Source organism: Thermomonas fusca DSM 15424, assembly GCF_000423885.1.
GTDB lineage: Bacteria > Pseudomonadota > Gammaproteobacteria > Xanthomonadales > Xanthomonadaceae > Thermomonas > Thermomonas fusca.
Genome location: NZ_AUIV01000008.1, coordinates 1 through 18294, shown reverse-complemented (window position 1 = coordinate 18294; position 18294 = coordinate 1). Strand labels below are relative to the sequence as shown.

13 protein-coding genes are annotated in these 18294 nt (G+C 68.4%); 5 read left to right on the top strand and 8 right to left on the bottom strand.

Going from position 1 to position 18294, the window contains the following annotated elements:
* Position 1: 1 nt before the first annotated feature.
* The 8 genes from G582_RS0104190 to G582_RS0104155 all read right to left on the bottom strand — a co-directional run bounded on the left by G582_RS0104190 (position 2) and on the right by G582_RS0104155 (position 11782).
* Positions 2–358 (bottom strand): hypothetical protein, encoded by a 357-nt coding sequence (locus tag G582_RS0104190; RefSeq protein WP_028838762.1) that lies wholly within the window; start codon positions 356–358, stop codon positions 2–4.
* Between the two features lie 8 nt (positions 359–366).
* Positions 367–1002, bottom strand: coding sequence for a DUF4123 domain-containing protein (locus G582_RS17115; protein ID WP_051246651.1), 636 nt, complete (start codon positions 1000–1002; stop codon positions 367–369).
* A 100-nt stretch (positions 1003–1102) separates the two neighbouring features.
* Entirely contained in the window at positions 1103–3316 is a 2214-nt protein-coding gene (locus G582_RS0104180; protein ID WP_028838761.1) for a type VI secretion system Vgr family protein, read from the bottom strand.
* Positions 3317–3461: 145 nt separating this feature from the next.
* Entirely contained in the window at positions 3462–6125 is a 2664-nt protein-coding gene (tssH, locus tag G582_RS0104175; protein ID WP_156880253.1) for a type VI secretion system ATPase TssH, read from the bottom strand.
* Positions 6116–7210, bottom strand: a complete 1095-nt coding sequence (tssG, locus tag G582_RS15435) for a type VI secretion system baseplate subunit TssG (RefSeq protein WP_051246649.1) — start codon at positions 7208–7210, stop codon at positions 6116–6118. The genes tssH and tssG overlap by 10 nt, the downstream gene beginning before the upstream one ends.
* Entirely contained in the window at positions 7207–9042 is a 1836-nt protein-coding gene (gene tssF / locus G582_RS0104165; RefSeq protein ID WP_028838759.1) for a type VI secretion system baseplate subunit TssF, read from the bottom strand. The genes tssG and tssF overlap by 4 nt, the downstream gene beginning before the upstream one ends.
* A gap of 129 nt (positions 9043–9171) precedes the next feature.
* Entirely contained in the window at positions 9172–10977 is a 1806-nt protein-coding gene (locus G582_RS18290) for an MltA domain-containing protein (protein WP_028838758.1), read from the bottom strand.
* Positions 10978–11092: 115 nt separating this feature from the next.
* Positions 11093–11782: a response regulator gene (locus G582_RS0104155; RefSeq protein WP_028838757.1), complete on the bottom strand. Its 690-nt coding sequence runs from the start codon at positions 11780–11782 to the stop codon at positions 11093–11095.
* 280 nt (positions 11783–12062) lie between these two features.
* On the opposite strand from G582_RS0104155, the gene G582_RS0104150 reads away from it, so the two are divergent.
* The 5 genes from G582_RS0104150 to G582_RS17830 all read left to right on the top strand — a co-directional run.
* Positions 12063–13190: a TraB/GumN family protein gene (locus tag G582_RS0104150; protein WP_156880251.1), complete on the top strand. Its 1128-nt coding sequence runs from the start codon at positions 12063–12065 to the stop codon at positions 13188–13190.
* A gap of 58 nt (positions 13191–13248) precedes the next feature.
* Positions 13249–14679 carry a type VI secretion system baseplate subunit TssK gene (tssK, locus tag G582_RS0104145; protein ID WP_083960941.1) on the top strand — a complete coding sequence of 477 codons (1431 nt, stop codon included), beginning with the start codon at positions 13249–13251 and terminating at the stop codon, positions 14677–14679.
* 3 nt (positions 14680–14682) lie between these two features.
* A complete protein-coding gene (locus G582_RS15425; protein WP_051246647.1) occupies positions 14683–16095 on the top strand; it encodes a DotU family type IV/VI secretion system protein in 1413 nt (470 codons plus the stop codon).
* Complete coding sequence (locus G582_RS17105; protein WP_051246645.1) at positions 16092–17981, top strand: type VI secretion system protein; 1890 nt, start codon at positions 16092–16094, stop codon at positions 17979–17981. The genes G582_RS15425 and G582_RS17105 overlap by 4 nt, the downstream gene beginning before the upstream one ends.
* Positions 17982–18063: 82 nt before the next feature.
* Positions 18064–18294 (top strand): IS1 family transposase (locus tag G582_RS17830; protein ID WP_169380553.1); only part of this gene is annotated, 231 nt, incomplete at its 3' end.

The window sequence follows — 18294 nt, the reverse complement described above, 5'->3', positions numbered from 1 at the left end:
GTCAGCCTCTCTGCAGTCGGCGGAAATCGCTGTATGCGGCGGCCGTCCACATTTCGATCAACAGGGCGCGGTCGATCTGCGGGCTGCTGCGGTCGGCGAGGATGCCGATGATCGAAGGATCGTTGCCGACCCGCTCGTTGCCGAACAGCGAGCAGGCCAGCGCATAGGCTGCCACCGCACGCTGGCTGCGCAGGCCGGCCTTGCGGCAGTGGGCGATGACCGCGTCGAGTTCGGCATCGAGCTGGTCCAGCTGCAGCGGCGCCTTGCCGCCGAGGTGGCGATTGAGGAAGTCGGCGAGGTTGTTGCGCAGCTGGGTCTCGCCGATGGCGGTCATCTGCTTGCGGTCGAGTTCGAGCATGGAGGCTCCTAGGCGGCAGCGGCCAGCGACAGCTGGTTCGGTGCCTCAAGGCCGTCGCGGGCGAAGTACAGCGCGCTGTCGCTGCTGCGGTCCTCGGTGTAGCAGCCGTGGATCGGGCCGAAGAACGCCTTGCGCTGGGCCGGATCGAAGGTCGGGACGACGCTGCGGAAGGCGCGTGGATCGTAAAAGCGGAACAGCATCGACGCGCCGCCCGGGGTGCTGACCCGCAGCACCCGCCGCAGGTGCGCCCGCAGCGAATAGATGTCGGTGCCGGGGTCGGCTACCAGCACGATGCCCCAGTGCTCGTTCCAGCCTTCCAGCAGCGCCAGCCGGGTGGCCGCGGCGTCGGGTGCCAGCGGCAACAGGTAGGGCGCTGCCGCCGCAAGCATCGGATCGAGATCGCCGGAGAACAGGCACATCGCGTCCGGTGCGTGCTGGCGCAGGCGTGATGGCAGATCGTCGATGATCGCCCCGTCGAGTACCGCGAAGACCGGGCGCTTGCCCTGGCCGAACACCGCCCGCTGCAATTGTTGGTACTGACCCTGGCCGATCACGAAGAAATTTCCGCCTTGTGTAGTGGCGCGGGACAAACCCGCCGAGCCATCGGCCAGCCCCCGTTCCGGCACGATGCATTCCGTGTTCACTGGATCTATACGCGGAAGCTGCGGGGAAAAGGACATGGCGGCGGGAATTCGATGCGTAAGGGATGCAGGTGTCACGAAGGTAGGCCGATGAACAGGCGGATCAGCCCAGCGCTTCCAGCGCCGCGCGCGCGGCTTCGCACTCGGCGCAGAACGGCTGGGCGCTGCGGGCAGCGTTGCGCAACGCCTGGGCCTGCAGCTGCTGGGCGGGGTTCGATACCTTGCCGGCCTTGCTCTGGATCGCGTCCTTGGCCTTGCTCGGTTTGTCCGCTTTCTCCGCTTTCTGCGCCTTCTGCGCGGACAGCGGGCTGCCGCCCGAGTTGATCATCACCAGATTGCCGGTGATGAATACGCCGGCCGGATTCAGCACGATCGAATTGCTGCCGGCTTTGAGACTGATGACGACGCCGGCCTCTGCCACCAGATTGACGCCGGCCTTCATGTCGATGTTCACGCCGGCGGTGACCGCGGAGTTGATGCCGGCAGTCAGGTCGTAGTTGGCGCCTGCGGTGACCGCGATGTTGGCGCCGACGTCGGTGTGCTGGTTGGCACCGACGGTCAGGTAGTCATCGACTCCCGCGGTGACCGCGCGGCTGGTGCCGATCGAGATGGTCTGGGCCTGGCCGATAGTGAGCTGGGCGTTCTCGCCGATGCTTTCGGTGCGGTCCTTGCCGATCGACAGGTCGGCGCTGGTGCCGATGGCTTCGGTGCGGCAGTTGCCGGTGCGCAGTTGCAGATCCTTCTGCGCGTGCAGGAAGATTTCCTCGCTGCCCTTCTTGTCCTCGAAGCGCAGCTCGTTGAAGCCGCCGCCGCCCTTCGAGGACAGCGTCTTGATGGTGGAGCGGGTGGCGTCGGCGGGCGCCACCGGCGGCGGGTTGGGTCCGTTGTAGACGCAGCCGACCACCAGCGGGCGGTCGGGGTCGCCGTCGAGGAAATCCACCACCACTTCCATGCCCACCCGTGGCAGGAAGAACGTGCCATAGCCGGCGCCGGCCCACAGCTGCGCCACCCGCACCCAGCACGACGATTTGTCGTCCTGGGTATTGGTCTTGCGGCTGGCCACCTTGCGATCCCAGTGGAAGCGCACCTTGATCCTGCCGAGGTCGTCGGTATGCACCTCGTTGCCCGCCGGGCCGGTCACGATCGCGGTCTGCGGGCCATGCACGCGCCCGCGCGGCGTGACCTGCGCGGGGCGGTAAATGGCGTCCTTGCTCTGCAGGGTGAAGGTATTGCCGTACCAGGCGGTGCTGTCCGGCAGCATCAGGTTGTTGCGGGCGTGGTGCTGCACAGAAACCACCATGTAGACCGCATTGAAAGACTCGATGAGGCTGTGGTTCTCCAGCTCGAACAGATGGCCGGGGGTCAACGAGCGCACCTGGCCTTCGCCGTGGAAGAGCAGGTGGCTGCTTTCCTGCGACTCCATCAGCACGTTGGTCAGATGCTTGCCGACGGATGCGTCGGCGGCGCCGCTGGCCGGGGTGAAGCCGCCGGGATAGCGGTAGATCTCCAGCCCCAGATCGCTGCCGGCGCTCACCAGGGTGGGGGTGTTTTCGCTGAGCGGCGCCCGTTTGACGTAGTCCCAGTCGGCCAGCGTGGCCGCGCGCGTCCGCACCTGCTGGGTGGAGGAGAGTTTGCGGACCGCATCCGTGCCCTCCGCATGCCCCTCGTGGTGGAACGGCACCTGGAACGGTTCCAGGCGAGGGTTGTGGTCCTTGTTGTCGCTGAAGACGAGGATGTGCCGGGCCTCGCTGGACTCATCGTGGCGGAAATAGAAATAGATGCCTTCGCGCTCGATCAAGCGGCACAGGAAGGCATAGGTGCTCTCGTTGAACTGGGTGCAGTACTCGAGCCTGGGGTAGCTCTTCGACAGCTCCAGCTTGTAGTCGCTGTAGCCGAACTCCGCGAACACGGTGTCGATGATGTCCGCCACCGTCAGGTTCTGGAAGATGCGGCAGTCCTCGTTCTGGGTCATGAACCAGAACCACGGCACGATGTCGCATTCGTAGCAGAAGAGGTCGCCGCTCTTGTCGTGCGTGGCCGGGATGCAGCCGGTCACCGCGAAGCGGGAGACATAGCCGCTCCAATGGCGCTCGCCGCCGCTGTGGCCGGTGTCCCAGGTCTCGATGCGCAGGATGGCGCTCTTGCCGATGATCTCGTCGGGCGCGAAGTGCGACTCGCTGGAAAGCAGCTTCAGGCGCAGCTGGAACAGCTGAGAAACGCCTTCCTCGCCGTGCATTTCGTCGACCAGCAGCTCGTCCTCCTGTTTGCCATCCAGGGTCAGGAAGTACATCCGGTTGCGGGTGGAGAACGTGGACATGGCGGGTTCGGCGGTTGTTCGTGCCAATCGTCGGGGCTGCGGGCGCCTGCGAACATTCACCCGAAGTGCTATGCCCGGGCCGGCCTAATGGCCGGCATAGGGCGGACGGGCTAGGTCGCACGCCGGCGTGCGGCGTGCGCGCGCCTCAGGTCACCGCATAGTCGAAGCGGCCGCCGTCGACGACGCCGATGCGGATGCCGTGGACGCCGCCGCCTTCAGCCATCCGCTCCAGCACGTAGCCGGAAACCTCCGGCAGCACCGTGCCGGTGAGGATGTTGTCGATGTTGCGGGCGCCGGAATCGACCTCGGTGCAGCGATCGGCGATCGCGTCCACCACCGCATCGTCGTATTCGAACACCGCGCCGTGGTTGGCGCGGATCCGCTTGCCGATCTTGTTGAGTTTGAGCCGCACGATCTTGCGCATGTCCGCGTCGCGCAGCGGGTAGTAGGGCACCACCGCGGTGCGGCCGAGGAAGGCCGGCTTGAACACCCGGTTGAGTTCGGGCTTGAGCAGTTCGTTGAGGGACTCGACGGTGGGCAGCTCCTCGGACTCGCTGCAGGCCTGCATCACCAGGTCGGTGCCGGCGTTGGAGGTGAGGATGATCAGGGTGTTGCGGAAGTCGATCTCGCGGCCTTCGCCATCTTCCATGCGGCCCTTGTCGAAGACCTGGAAGAACAGCTCCAGCACGTCGGGATGGGCCTTCTCGATTTCATCCAGCAGCACCACCGAATACGGCCGGCGCCGCACCGCTTCGGTCAGCACGCCGCCCTCGCCGTAGCCGACGTAGCCGGGCGGGCTGCCCTTGAGGCTGGAGACCGTATGCGCCTCCTGGTATTCGGACATGGCGATGGTGATCATGCTGCGCTCGCCGCCGTACAGGGCATCGGCCAGCGCGATCGCGGTTTCGGTCTTGCCGACGCCGGAGGTGCCGACCAGCAGGAACACGCCTTTGGGCTTGTCCGGATCCTCGAGGTTGGCGCGCGAGGTGCGCACGCGTTGGGCGATGGCATCCAGCGCATGGCTCTGCCCGATCACCCGCTGCTCCAGCGTCTCCTTGAGCCGGAGCACGGTCTGGATCTCGTCGGCAACCATGCGCCCGACGGGGATGCCGGTCCAGCCGGCGATGATCTGCGCCACCGCCGACGAATCCACCACCGGCAGGATCATCGGTTCGAAGCCCTGCAGCGCCTTCAGTTCAGCGCGCGCGGCGTTGAGCGTGGCCAGCGCGTCGGCGCGCGCGGCATCGCCCTCGGGCAGCGCTTCGATGCGGTCAAGCTCGGCGTGGATCTTCGCCACCAGTTCCTTTTCCTGCGCGAAACGGGCCTCGTCGGCGGCCAGCGACTGGCCGAGCTTCGTCGATTCGTCGGCGATCTCGCCCAGCCGCTTGCCGTGATCGGCGCCGCCGGCCTGCTCGTTCTCCAGCTGCGTGCGCTCGGTGGCCAGCACGTCCAGCCGGCGACGCGCGTCCTCGATCCGCGCCGGGGTGGCGTTCTGGCCGATCGCGATCTTGGCGCAGGCGGTGTCGAGCACGCTGACCGCCTTGTCCGGTAGCTGGCGGCCGGGGATGAAGCGCGAGCTCAGCTTCACCGCCTCGGTGATCGCCTCGTCGAGGATGCGCACCTTGTGGTGCGCGGCCATCGCCCGGCCGACGCCACGCAGCATCGACACGGCTTTTTCGTCGTCGGGTTCGTCCACCTTCACCACCTGGAAGCGGCGGGTCAGGGCGGGGTCCTTCTCGAAGTACTTCTTGTATTCGCTCCACGTGGTGGCGGCGATCGTGCGCATCTCGCCGCGGGCCAGCGCCGGCTTGAGCAGGTTGGCCGCGTCGTTCTGCCCGGCGGCGCCGCCGGCGCCGATCAGGGTGTGCGCCTCGTCGATGAACATGATGATCGGCTTCGGGCTGGACTTGACCTCTTCGATCACGCTCTTCAGCCGGTTCTCGAATTCGCCTTTCACCGAGGCGCCGGCCTGCAGCAGGCCCAGGTCCAGCGACAGCAGCTCCACGCCCTGCAGCTGCGGCGGCACGTCGTCCTGGGCGATGCGCAGGGCCAGGCCTTCGACCACCGCGGTCTTGCCGACGCCGGCCTCGCCGGTGAGGATGGGATTGTTCTGGCGGCGACGGGTCAGCACGTCGATCATCAGGCGGATTTCGGCATCGCGGCCGAGCACCGGGTCCAGCTGGCCTTCGCGCGCGCGCTGGGTCAGGTTGATGCAGTACTGGTCGAGGTTGGGCGTCCGGCTGGGCTTGCCGCCGCCGGCGGCCGCGCCCGGCGTGGCTGCATCGCCGCCGACCGTCGCTGCGCCGGTATCGCCGAGCGCGCGCGCGTCCTTTGCTTCCGAAGATGCCTCGGTCAGGGCGTGGAAGTTCTTGGTCAGGGTTTCGAGGTTGATCTTCTCCAGCGAGCGCGCGCTCACCGACACCAGCCGGCGCAGTTCGGCATCGGCCAGCAGTGCGATCAGCACGTGGCCGCTGCGGATCCTTGCTTCGCCGAATTCGATCGAGGCCCAGCCCCACGCCGCTTCGAACAGCTTGGGCAGCATCGCCGACAGCGCCGGGGTGCGCTGGTTGCCGCTCTTGAAGCCGTCCAGCGCCTTGCCCAGCTCGCGCTCCAGCGCCTCCGGGGCGATCTCGAATTGGCGCAGGATGCGGCGGATGTCGCTGTTCTCGACCTCCATCAACTTGGCCAGCACGTGCTCCACTTCCACTTCGTAGTGTCCGCGCGACATGCACAGGCCGGCCGCGCCCTCCATCGCGCTGCGGACGGTGGGGTTGAGGCGTGCGATCAGCGCGCGCAGATTCAGTGCCATGACTGGCCTCCCATTGCGGAAAAGTGGAATTCGGCGTCGGTTGCGGGTTGCTGGCGGGGCGGCCCGCGCAGCCAGGTGTTCCAGCCCAGCTGTGGGCGGTCGGCGCCGCGCGCGCCCAGCCGCAGCGGCGGTACTTCATCGGCACGCAGCGACAGGCGCACGCGCAGGTCGAGCGCCAGCCCGGTGAGGAAACGGGTGAGTTCGATCACGTCGCCCAGGCGTTCGCCGCGCGGCAGCAGGGCGTTGAACTTGTCGCGCCGCAGGGGGCCAACGGTCAGCCGCAGCGTGGTCTGGCGGTCCCAGTAGCGCGCGCCCAGCACGCAACCTGCGCCCAGCTGGTGGCCGTTGCGGCCCAGCCGGGTGCGGGCCTCGTCGGTGATGGTCTGCCAGGTGCCCAGGCAACCACGTGCTTCCACCGGCGCGCCGACCACCGCCGACACCACCTGCGCGATCGCGCGTTCGCCGTGTGGGCGCTGCGCGATCAGGCCGGAGAAATACGCCATCGCTGCGCCGGGCAGCGGCTTGGCCCCGGTGGTGCCGTGCTTGCCTGGGTGAAGCCGCGCCTGCAGCGCCGGCGTGCCCAGCCCGACCAGGTGCTCCAGATAGCGCAGCACCGAGTTCTGGAAGCCGAACTCGCGGCCGATTTCCGGCCGGTGTTTGGCCCAGGCCAGCCAGAACAACGCCACCAGCCGGTGGTTGAAGATGTCGAGGAATTCCTGCGCGCCGCGATCGCGATCCAGCCTGCGCGCGATCAACAGCTCGGTGTAGCTGCGCGGCAGCACCCCCGAGGGGCCGGTGAGGCCCATGAAGTTGACGCAGACGCGGGTGTCGCGGTCGTGGCCGTCGATCGCGGCCAGCTCCGAAACGGGGAACGCCAGCGACGCCGGGGCGGTGAAACGCAGCGGGCCGGGACGCGCGCCGCTGCCGCGGCCGTCGAAACCGTTGGCGCCGTACAGCAATCGCACCGCCTGGAAGAAGCCGAACCGCCCCGGCTGCGCCTGCAGCCGTTCCAGCGCCGGGCGCATCGGGTCGATGTCGCGCGGCTCGGTGGCGGTGGGCGCGGCGGCTGCAATGTCGTCGCTCATACCAGCGGCAGGCTCCCGCTGCGCGGCGCGAAGCGCACCAGCCAGTCCTCGCGCTGCTCGCTGCGCACGCTCAGGCGGGTGTAGGAGTTGGCGGTGCAGTAGAGCCCGAAGAAGTGATCCAGCACGCAGGCCATCAGGTAAACGCCGGAGCCCACGTACTGGTTTTCGTCGAAATCCAGTTCGATTTCTGTGCCGCGGACGAACGCCTGCCGCGGCGCGCGGCCGATGCGGGTCACCGACGGATGCCCGCCGACGCGGGTGATGCCGGCGATCTGTTTGCGCAGGCTGCCGGAGTCGGCGAAGTTGTAGAGGTTGAGGATTTCCAGCAGCGCTTCGCGTCCGCCATCGACGATCGACAGATGGTTCAGCGACAGGTGCGAGATCAGCCGCCACTGGTTGGCCTGCCGCATCGGTGCGCGCCAGGTCGGGCTGGGTTTCTTCAGCAGCCGTGCGGAGGCGATCACGCCGCCCTGTTCGGGCTGCAGCAGGCTGTCGTCGCCGCCGAACGGGAGCTGCGCGGGCAGGTCGCGGTTGGTGCAGGTCAGGCTGACCGAGAGCGTGTCCACGCCGGGCGCGCGCGGGTTCATGTCGCGGTCGACCAGGCTCAGCATCACGTCGGCGCCGTCATCCCCCGGCAGCAGCGACGGCCGCCGCTGCAGGTACCAGTAATGGCCGTTGCCGTCGTCGTGCAGGCCGTGCTGCACCGAATAGGCGGGATGGAACTCGACCGAATCGTTGCCGCCGGGGCCGCGGCTGAACTTGCGCACCCAGTCCACCGAATACACCTCCAGCCCCAGCGGCCGGCGCACGTCTGGGACGATCTGGTATTCGTGGCGTTCCTGCGACAGCCGGATCGGTTCGCCCTGCTGCTTGAACAGGTTGACCACCGGCGTGCAGAACAGCCGGAAGGTGTCCGCGGACACGGTCTGTTCCAGCCGCGCCAGCCGCTCCGGCCGGCCGAAGGCATTGAACTCGATGGCGATTTCCAGCGCGCGGTCGAATCGCGACAGGTCCAGCCCGGCCAGGTCCACGAACAGGAATTTCTCCGGCAGCACGAAGTATTCCTGGATCAGCCGGTAGCCGAGGAACGAACGCGGGTCGTAGTCGAGCAGGGCCTCGTCTTCGGCGAAACCGACCGGGCGCAGGCTGCCCGGCGGCAGGCGCAGCGGCGGCACCTGCGGCGCATCGTCCGGCGCGCGCAGGGTGATGCCGGCAGACGAATTGAGCAGCAGTTCGTGCAGCGCGTGCACCAGCGGGCTTTCACCATCCAGATATAAGCGCAGCTGGCGGATCGGCAGCTGCGACAGCGGCAGCTGGCCGGTGGCCTCGATGCGCAGACGCAGGGTGGCGACGGTGTCGTTGCGGGTCACCGCGAAGGCCGAGCGTTCGGCTGCTTCCAGCTGCGCCTGCGCCACCCGGATCGGCCACACCTGCACCGGATAGGCGGTGCGATAGCGGATCGGCAGGCCCTGCACCGGCCGCGTCAGCAGTTCGCTGTGGCGCGGCATTTCCTGCATTTCGTTGATGTCGGCGCCAGCCGCCAGCGCCAGCTGCGCCACCGACATCGACGGCACCGGGCGCAGGAAGTGCGGGTACAGCACCGACAGCATCGCCTCGGTGATCTGCGGGAATTCGTCGTCCAGCTTCTTGTGGATGCGCGCGGTCAGGAACGAGAACGACTCGATCATCCGCTCGACGTGGGGATCCTCGCAGGCCTCGCCTTCCATCTGCAGCCGCGAGGCGATCTTGGGGTAGTGCGCGGCGAACTCCTTCGACAGCCGCCGAAGGTAGGTCAGTTCGTTCTCGTAGTAGGGCAGCAGATCGTCGAGCATGGCGGTCCTGCGGCGTTGGCCGGGCCCGCGCGGCGCGCGGCGGGCGAGCACACAGGCTAGTGAGCGCCGCCCGGCGCGGCCATTCGCCGGATGGTCTATGCCCTCCGGGGCGGCCGCGACGACGCCGGCTCACTCCTCCACGCACAGCTCCTCGTCCGGCACCGCGCAGTCACGCAGGCCGCCGCCTTCGCCGCGGGTCTTGATGCCGCTGGCGGCGGCGCTGCCGGCCACCGCCTTGGGCAGCAGCAGCCACATCCGCACCGGCTGGTTGGTGGCCAGCGCCATCTTGCCGGCCTTGTCGCCGAAGCCCCAGAAGAAGTCTCCGCGCACGCTGCCGCGGATGGCGCCGCCGGTGTCCTGGGCGAACACCAGCCGGCGCATCGGCGTGCTGCTGCCAGGGCGGGTGCCCTCGATGAACACCGGTGCGCCCAGCGGGGTGGCGCGCGGGTCCACCGCCATCGAACGGCCGGCGCTGAGCGGCACGCCCAGCGCGCCGATCGGGCCTTCCGGGCCGTCGCCGATGCGGCGGAAGAACACGTAGCTGGGATCGAGGATGCCGGTGCTGGGCACCGCCACGCCGCTGCCGCTGGCGTTTCCCGCGGCCTTGCCGCCGCCCTTGCCTTCGAAATCGGACATGTCCATGCGCGCGGCTGGCGCGTCGTCGTTGCGGTCGGGTCTTGCAGTCGCGGCAGGTGTGGTGGCCGCGGCGATCACTTCCTCTTCCGCCGGCGCCACATACGCGGTGTCGGCCACCGGTGCGTTCAGCAGCAGCTGGATCATCGCCTCCACATCGGACGCATCGACCCGGGCCGCGGTGGTGGACGCCTGCGCGGGCGGGCGCTTGCCCTTGGGCTTCGGCTTGATCCGCGCCGATGTCGATGATGCGGAGGGCGACGTCGCGCCGCCGCCCTGCAGCGCGGCCACGATCCGGGCCACTTCGGCGTCCACCGCGGCATCGCTGCCGGGGCGCTTCACCCCGCGGGTGGCGCCGGGAATGTCCACCGCCAGCGGCTGATCCAGCCCGCGTGCCTTGATCGCCAGCAGCATCGCGTCGGCATCGCCACGGGTGGCGTTGGGCAGGAACGGCTGTCCGTTCTGCTCGGCATAGGCCAGCCGGATCAGCCCGCCATCCTTGAGCTGGATCTTGCCGGAGCCCTGGATCTGCATCGAATAGAGCTTGTACGGATCGGCCACCCAGGCCAGCACCGGCGCAGCCAGCGCGTTGGCGTCGATCTGCTGGCGGGTGTAATAGGCGCGCACGGTGTTGCCGTCGATGCGCACGCGGTAGCGCTTGTCGCGCGGATTGGGCGACGCGCCGCCGAGGTCGATGCGGTATTCGCGGGCGCCGGCGTCGCCGCGCTCGGCGCCGACCAGACGGCCGTCATCGCGCTTCAGCCAGCGCGTGGCCTGTCCGGCGACGGTGCGCGAGTCGACCATCAGCAGATCCGGCGGGGTGGCGTAGATCGGATAGCGGTAGGCACCCTGGCGGGTCAGCGAACCGGAGATCAACGGTTCGAAATAGCCGGTCAGCTTGCCGGTGGCGCTGCGCGTCGGTGTCAGCATCTGGTAGGCGAAGAACTCCTCGTGCAGGAACTGCCGCAGGGTGGCTTCGTTGTGCGGCAGCTTGGCGAGCTTGGCGCAGATCGGCGCCCACGCGCTGCGCCGCTTCATCGCCCGGCAATTGGTGTTGAAGCTGGCGAAGACTTCTTCGAAGTCCTCGTGTTCCCAGCCCGGGATTTCGTCCAGCAGGATCGGCACGTATGCCGCGTTGCGGGTGGCGAAAGCGGGGCCCAGGTCTGGATTGGTCGGCGCTTCCGGTGCGCTCTGGGCAGCGCCGATGGTGCTGGTGGCCATGCCCAACGCCAGCAGCAGGGGGCGGAGCCGGCCGTGCCGCCGCGGTGCGGCCGGACAGCGAGGGGTGTTGAACAGGATCATGCGCATTCCTTCGCCGCGTCGGCGGGCCGGTGCCTGCGCTCAGGCTGCGCTGCGGCGGGCCACCGGACAATACGGCGGAGGCCATAGGCGAAGCGTGGTGCAGGGCTTGTGCGCCTCAGAGCCCCTGCAACTTGCGCGATGCCACCACCGCCTCGACCCGGTTGCGCACGTTCAGCGCGCGGAAGATCGCCGCCAGGTGGATCTTCACCGTGCCTTCGCTGATTCCCAGGTCGCGGGCGATCAGCTTGTTCGGCTTGCCCTGCGAAAGCAGCCGCATCACGTCCACCTGGCGTTCGGTCAGCAGCTGGCGCAGGCCATCCAGCGAATGCGACTCGCCGGCGTGCGCCGCGGCGTCGCGGCCGGATGCAGGCGAGCCCGCGCCGGGCTGCCAACCCTGCGCCTGCGCGCTGGCCAGCAGCAGCGGCGGGATGTAGAGGCCGCCGGCCAGCACCAGCCGGATCGCCGACAGCATCACGTCCGGCGAATAGGCCTTGGGGATGAAGCCCAGCACGCCCAGGTCCATCAGTGCGCGCATCAGTTCCGCATCCTCCGAGCCGGACAGCACGATCACCGGCAATCCCGGTGCCTCGGCGCGCAGCCGCGCCACGTGCTCGAAGCCCTGGGTGCCGGGCATGGCGATGTCGAGCAGGGCCAGATCCAGCGAGTCGGCGTGCGCGGCCAGCGCCTGCTCCAGCTCATCCAGATTCATCGCCACCACGGTTTCCACCGCCGGATCCAATTCGGCGAGCTTGAGCTTGACGCCTTCGATGATCAGGCGATGGTCATCGGCCAGCAGTACTTTCACGTGGATACCTGCATGCGTGCGCCCGGCTTGGGCATTCCTTGGAGCGCGAACGGGACGCGCGCCGGTGATGAGTGGCAGGGCGCTTCCTTCTTTCACGATAGACGGCGCGCAGAGCGGCCAGCAAGGTTTCTTCGCCGTTCCAACGACATACGTCCTACGGCATATGGCTGCGAACAAGCCGCAGGACGAAGAATGCCGGCGATGCGCGCCATGACCGGCGTTGCCCCAACTGATCGCCGTCATGCCGCAGCACGCAGCTTCACGCAAGCGCGATGGATCGTTGCCCGCCACCAGGCCGGGCCGCGGCCGGCTGCTCGCGCTGTTGCTGGGGTTGTCGTTGTCGCTGTCGGTGCAGGCGCGGCAGGATGCGCTGCGCGGCGTGTCCGCGCATGCCGCCAGCGAAGCGGCCGGCGCACAGCTGCGGCCGCCGGCGCAGGACGCCGCGCCGGCGGCGCCAGTCCCGGATGCCGCAGCGGCCACCGCACCATTGCCCGCGGCCGGCGACGCCCAGGCCGCAGCCGCGATGGCCACCGCGTCGCGCGAACGCGGGGTGCTGTTCAAGGTGATCCCGCCGCTGCCCGCGCTGCTGCCGGCGCAGGTGGCGGACGGCGGGCCCGCGCCGGCCACGCCGCCCGTGTCGCCGCCGGCCAGCTATCTGCTGGGCACCATCCATTTCGGCACGCCGGAAGAGCAGGGCATCGACTACGTGCAGCTTGGGCAGCTGATCGAAGGCAGCGCTACCTTCATCAACGAAGTGGACATCGATTCGGCGTGGAAGCCGGAGTACGACGGTTACCGCTGGCTGCCCGAGGACACTCCGCTGGACGCGATGATCGGCGCGGCCGGGATGGCGCAGGCGCAGGCGCTGCTGCCCGGCGTCCACCCGCAGGACCTGCGGCGGATGAAGCCGTGGGCGGTGCTGGCGCTGCTGGAAGCGCGCGGTGAACACGGCGGCGACGCGACCACGGACGCGCGCCTGCAGCGCACTGCGGCCGCGGCCGGCAAGCGGATGTTGCATCTGGAAACGCTGGAGCAGCAGCTGCAGGCGCTGGACTGCGTGCCGGCCAGCGAGCACGCGCAGGTGCTGGACGAGCGCCTGCGCAAGTCATGGGTGCTGCGCATCGAATCGGCGGAAGCGATGGCGTTCTACCGCAACCGCGTGCTGGAAGCCTGGCTGTCCGGCATCGACCGCATGGACGGGCTGGACGATGCCGCGAAGGCGATCGAGCAACGCGCGCGGATCTGCCTGCTGGAGGACCGCAACGCGCGCTGGATCGGCCCGCTGGAGACGGCATTCCAGGACGGCGCGAGTTTCGTCGCGGTCGGGGCGATCCATCTGGTCGGCCCGCAGGGCTTGCTCGCGCGGCTGCGCAGCGACGGCTATCGCATCGAGGCGGTGCCGTTTTGAGCGGCGTCCTGCGTTGTAACGCAGAAGGGGTGTTCGTGGATCTCAGGGAGCAGTTGGCATGGCATTCGGCATGAGCGGTGATCGGCAAGTCCACTGGGGGCAGGGTGCGTTCCTGAGCCCGCAGCATCTGCAGGCGCAGGACGCCTGGACGCAGGCCGCACGCCATGCGCTGCACCTGCGGCTGACGCCGTTCCCGTGGGGCTTCGAAACGCTGCGCCTGCGTGAGGAGGCGCTGGCCAGCGGGGTGGTCGACATCGAGCGGTTCACGCTGGTGACCCGCAACGGCGAGCGGCTGTCCGGCGGCGCGCAGGAAACCGTCGCCGGCAACGCGCGGGTGCCGGAACGCAACATCGGCGAGCTGCGCAGCAACGGCAACGAGCCGGTGCCGCTGTGGCTGGTGCTGAACGCCGAACGCAGCCTGCAGGGACTGACGCAGCGCGATTCCGAACGGCTGCAGGCGCGCCACGCGCTGACCACCGAGAACCTGGCCGATCCGTTCGATCCGCAGGCACCGGAAGCCGACATCGAGTTCCTGCTGTACCAGGGCAACATCGTCACCGGGCTGGACGAGAACGCCGAGGCGATCGTGCGCGCCTCCGACAGCTACAAGTTCGCCGAGCTGCTGCCGGCAGGGCCGGGCAAGTACAAGCTGTCGCACGACTACATTCCGCCGACCACCGCCATCGGGGCCTCGCACAACCTGACGCGGTGGACGCGCGCGCTGCGCGACCTGCTGGTGTCGCGCGGCCAGGACTTCGCCGCGATCAAGCGCCAGCGCGGCATCCGCGCCGCCTCGACCAGCGCGCAGGAGGTGATGCGGGTGCTGATGATGCAGACCTTCGCCCGCCACATCCCGCTGTTCCAGGAACATGCGCTGCTGAACACGGTGTCGGCCTATGCGATGTATCAGGATCTGCGCCGGCTGGTGGCGGAATTCTCGGTGTTCTCCGAGGACATCGGCTATTTCGGCGAGCTGGCCGCCAACCCGCGCGAAACCGAACTGCCGGACTACGACCACGAAGACCTGCGGCGCTGCTTCCGGATCGGCTTCGATCGCGCCGAGGCGCTGATCAAGGCGCTGACGGTGGGCGCCGAGGTCGGCATCACCCTCGCATACGATGGCCGCTTCTATCGCGCCGACCTGCCGGCCAACCTGTTCGAAAGCGACAAGACCCGCTTCTACCTCGCCTTCGAGTCAGAGCAGAAGGGCGCGGACCTGTTCGCGCGGCTGTCGCGGACCGGCAAGATCGCCTCGCTGGACGAGATGCCGCGGCTGCTGTCGGCGGCGTTGTTCGGGCTGAAGATCGATCTGCTGCCGGTGCCGCCGGAAGAGCTGCCGCAGAAGAGCCCGAACACCACCTATTTCCTCGTCGATACCACCCATCCGTTCTGGCAGATGATCAAGAACGGACGCAACATCGCGGTGTTCTCCGACCTGCCGCCGGAGTCCACGGTGATCAAGCTGTTCCCGGTCGCGGGGCAGGAGTAAGCCATGGCCAGGCTCCTGCATCATTTCGCCCCGGTGTTCTCGTTCGGTCTGGCGATGGACGAAAGCGTCGCCGCCAGCCAGGCCAACGACGCCGCAGCGGTAGTGGCCGCGCGCGCGCGCGAACTCATCGAACGCGCCAAGGCTGCCGCGCTGGCCGATGGCAAGCGTCCGGAACAGGTCGACGATGCCGCCTTCGCGGTGGTGGCCTGGATCGACGAGATCATGGCGCGCAACCCGGTGTGGCTGACCAGCGGCGCGGCGCCGCTGCAGGTGTCGATGTTCACCACCAACAATGCCGGCAACGAGTTCTTCAGCCACCTGTCCGCGCTCAAGCAGGACCAGGACGAGGTGCGCGAGGTCTATTACCACGCCCTGCTGGTGGGATTCGTCGGCCAGTACTACTACGAGACCGGCGATACCGGCGAGCTGGGCAAGCTCAAGGAGCTGCACGGCCGCCAGCTGCCGGTGGCGCCCGCGCCCACCCATACCCTGCGCGAGGAGAAGATCACCCCGCAGCCCTATGGCGTGGCGGATCCGGCCGGTCCGCGGCTGCCGCGGCAGTGGGATCGCACCCTGCTGCGGATCGGCGCGCTCATCGCGCTGCTGATTCCGGTGGCGTACCTGGTCTGGATCCTGCTGGCTTCGCCGAAACCTTCGATCACGGTGCCGGTGCAGCAGGTGCTGGCGAAGTTCGAATGTTCCGACCTCAGCGCAACGACGGACGAGGACAAGGGCACGGTCAAGGTGGCCGGTTACGTGTCCCGCCCCGACGACATGGCCGCGGTGAAGCAGCAGGTGGCGTCCATCGAAGGGGTGAAGTCGGTCGATGCCCAGCTGCAGCTGCGGATCTGGCCGCACTGCGAAGTGGTCAAGGTGCTGGCGCCTTACAAGGCGCGCAACGACGACAGCGGCCACGACCTCACCATCACCCCCAGCACCGGCCATTCCGACCGCTTCATCGAAGGCGAGAACGTGATCGTGAAGCTGCAGCAGGCCAACTACGAAGGCTATCTCTACGTGGACTACTACTCCGTCAACGGCGGCGTGGCGCACATCTACCCGAATGCCGGCGAACCCGACAGCGGGCGCGTGATCCGTGCGCTGGAACAGTTTGAAGTCGGCGCGTCCACCAGCAAGACCTGGACCGTCTGCCCGCCGTTCGGGCAGGAGCTGATCACGGTGATCGCCTCGCCCACGCCGCTGTATCGCGACGCCCTGCCGGAGATCCAGACCGCCCAGGAATACCTGCCGATGCTGCGCCGGATGCTGGAGGACAACCACGGCAACGCCAGGCTGGTGGCCTCGCACCTGTTCATGCAGACCGAGCCGGAGACAGACCCCGCGCGCAAACAGGCTGCGCTGGTCGCATGCGCCGCGCCGGAACCGGAAGCGGTGTCGCAGGAGGTTGCGCCATGAATCCGCTCACCAGCGTGGAAAACCTGTTCTCCACCGTCGGCAACGTGTTCGCGCGGATCGGTTCGCTGTATTCGAAGGGGGCGGATGGTGCCAAATCGCCATGGCTGCGACGCGTCGCGGTGACCCTGTTGCTGCTGGTGGTGCTGGCGGGGCTGGTGTTCCTGGCGCTGGCCATCCTGCCGCAGCTGCCGATGCGCTTCTGGCAGGTGCTGGGCCTGTGCGTGCTGATGGTGGTGGTGCTGTGGTGGTTCATGGCCGGCCAGCGCAAGGCGTCGCTGAAGGGTCGCACCCGCAAGCGCATCGGCGATCTAGGCCCCGGCAGTGCCGAGGACGAGCGCGAGCCGGTGGCGAAGATGGCCGCCGCGATCGCCGAAGCCAAGCGCACCATCGCGCGGGCACCGGAAATCGCGCAGGGCCGCACCCCGCTGTACCGCATCCCGTGGCTGATGTTCATCGGCGATGCCGATGCCAACGTCGATGGCCTGCTGCGCGCCGGCAGCGAGGTATCGCCGTTCCCTGCGTCCGAACAGGCAGCGATGGCGGCGGACGATGTCTGGCGCTGGTGGTTCCACAAGTCGATGATCGCCATCGAAATGCACCCGCGGGTGGTCTGCGATACCGGCGCGCGGCTGGATCGCGGGCTGTGGTACCAGGCGCTGATGAAGCTGGCCGACGAGCGCGAGAAGCTGCCGCTCAACGGCATCGTTGTGGCGGTGGCGGTGCAGACGCTGCTGGGCCCGGCGGAGGCGCTGAAGGACACCGCCACCCGCCTGCGCCGGCTGGTGGACGAGGCGATGGAGCACCTGCAGGTACAGATGCCGGTGTATTTCGTGGTCACCGGGCTGGAGCGCCTGGCCGGGTACGAACAGCTGCGCGCCAGCCTGCCGGCGGAAGCGTTTGCGCAGGCGCTGGGGCACCGCTTTGCCGAGAACGAAGTAGTCAGTGCGGCCGCCAGCGGTCGCCTCGACGACATCCTGCGCCCGATCGAAGACCGCCTGCACGCGCTGCGGATGACCGCGCTGCGTGCCCAGCACACGCCGCAACAGCGGCGCGGCTTGTTCGAGTTCGTCGAATCGCTGCGGCTGGCCCACGATGGACTGATCCGCTTTGTCGGCCTGATGCTGGAAGACAATCCGTTCCAGCGCACCCCGCGCTGGCGCGGCCTGTACTTCGCCGCGGCGGCCAACGCGACGCATCGCGGGGGCGGTTTCGTGGCCGATCTGTTCACCCGCTTCCTGCCCAGCGACCAGCCGCTGGCCGGCACCAGCTTCCGCGGCAGCGCCGGCCGGATCGCGATTGCCGGTGCCGGCGTGCTGGCGATGCTGGGGCTGTCGGCCTCGTTCGCCTACGGGTTGAAGGCCGCGCATCGCGACGACGCCGCGCTGCTGGCGCAGACCCACAGCGCCTGCGCCGAGGTGGCCAACCGCACCTCCACCGGCCGCATCGAATGGGTGGCCAGCTGCGGGCGCACCATCGAAGCGCTGGAGGCGGCGCAGGGCGAGACGCTGCTGAGTTTCGGCATCCGCCGCGCCGACAGCGACATCGCCCGCCTCAAGCAGCGGGTGGTGGACGACTTTGCCAACCTGATCCTGGCGCCCGAAGATCAGATGCTGGCCACCGACATCGACCAGCGCCGCGCCGGCATCGAGCACGTGCTGGCAATCACCCAGCGCCTGCGCCTGCTGGAGGAGTGCACCTCCGCCAACGAGGCCTGCCGCGAGCGGGAACTGCCGAACAACGTCAGCTTCGATGCACGTTCGCGGCTGTTTGCGCCCTTCGTCAGCGCCGACAACGACACCCGTCGCGACCGCCAGAACGCCGACGCGCTGTTCGCCACCTACCTCGGCTACCTGCGGTGGCAAAAAAAAAGGCGCTGTTCGCGTTGATTGTTGATCGTCTCAATCTGTGAGCCTGCCTACCTGCATGGTTTCGTCACGGCTCGAAGGTTTCGGGCGGCGGGAGACCGGGATGCGCGCACGTGAACTCAAGCGTTGGCTGGCAGAAGCGGAACGGCTGACACCGGCCCAGCAGGAGCAGGTTCTGGCAAAGCTGCAGGGCCAGCGGTCTCAGGGGCTGGTGGCGCGTTTGCTGTCCGATCGCGTCCCGACGAAGTGCCCGCATTGCTCGGACACTCGTATCGTTCGTCATGGTCAAGTCGCTGGCGTTCAGCGCTTCCGCTGCCGGGGCTGCGGGAAGACG

What these genes read in the sequence shown, in the direction of transcription:
- tssF (WP_028838759.1), bottom strand. Translation starts at nt 9,042, where the DNA reads ATGCTCGACGATCTGCTGCCCTACTACGAGAACGAACTGACCTACCTT.
- G582_RS0104180 (WP_028838761.1), bottom strand. Translation starts at nt 3,316, where the DNA reads ATGTCCACGTTCTCCACCCGCAACCGGATGTACTTCCTGACCCTGGAT.
- G582_RS17105 (WP_051246645.1), top strand. Translation starts at nt 16,092, where the DNA reads ATGAATCCGCTCACCAGCGTGGAAAACCTGTTCTCCACCGTCGGCAAC.
- G582_RS0104190 (WP_028838762.1), bottom strand. Translation starts at nt 358, where the DNA reads ATGCTCGAACTCGACCGCAAGCAGATGACCGCCATCGGCGAGACCCAG.
- tssH (WP_156880253.1), bottom strand. Translation starts at nt 6,125, where the DNA reads ATGGCACTGAATCTGCGCGCGCTGATCGCACGCCTCAACCCCACCGTC.
- G582_RS15425 (WP_051246647.1), top strand. Translation starts at nt 14,683, where the DNA reads ATGGCCAGGCTCCTGCATCATTTCGCCCCGGTGTTCTCGTTCGGTCTG.
- tssK (WP_083960941.1), top strand. Translation starts at nt 13,249, where the DNA reads ATGGCATTCGGCATGAGCGGTGATCGGCAAGTCCACTGGGGGCAGGGT.
- tssG (WP_051246649.1), bottom strand. Translation starts at nt 7,210, where the DNA reads ATGAGCGACGACATTGCAGCCGCCGCGCCCACCGCCACCGAGCCGCGC.
- G582_RS18290 (WP_028838758.1), bottom strand. Translation starts at nt 10,977, where the DNA reads ATGATCCTGTTCAACACCCCTCGCTGTCCGGCCGCACCGCGGCGGCAC.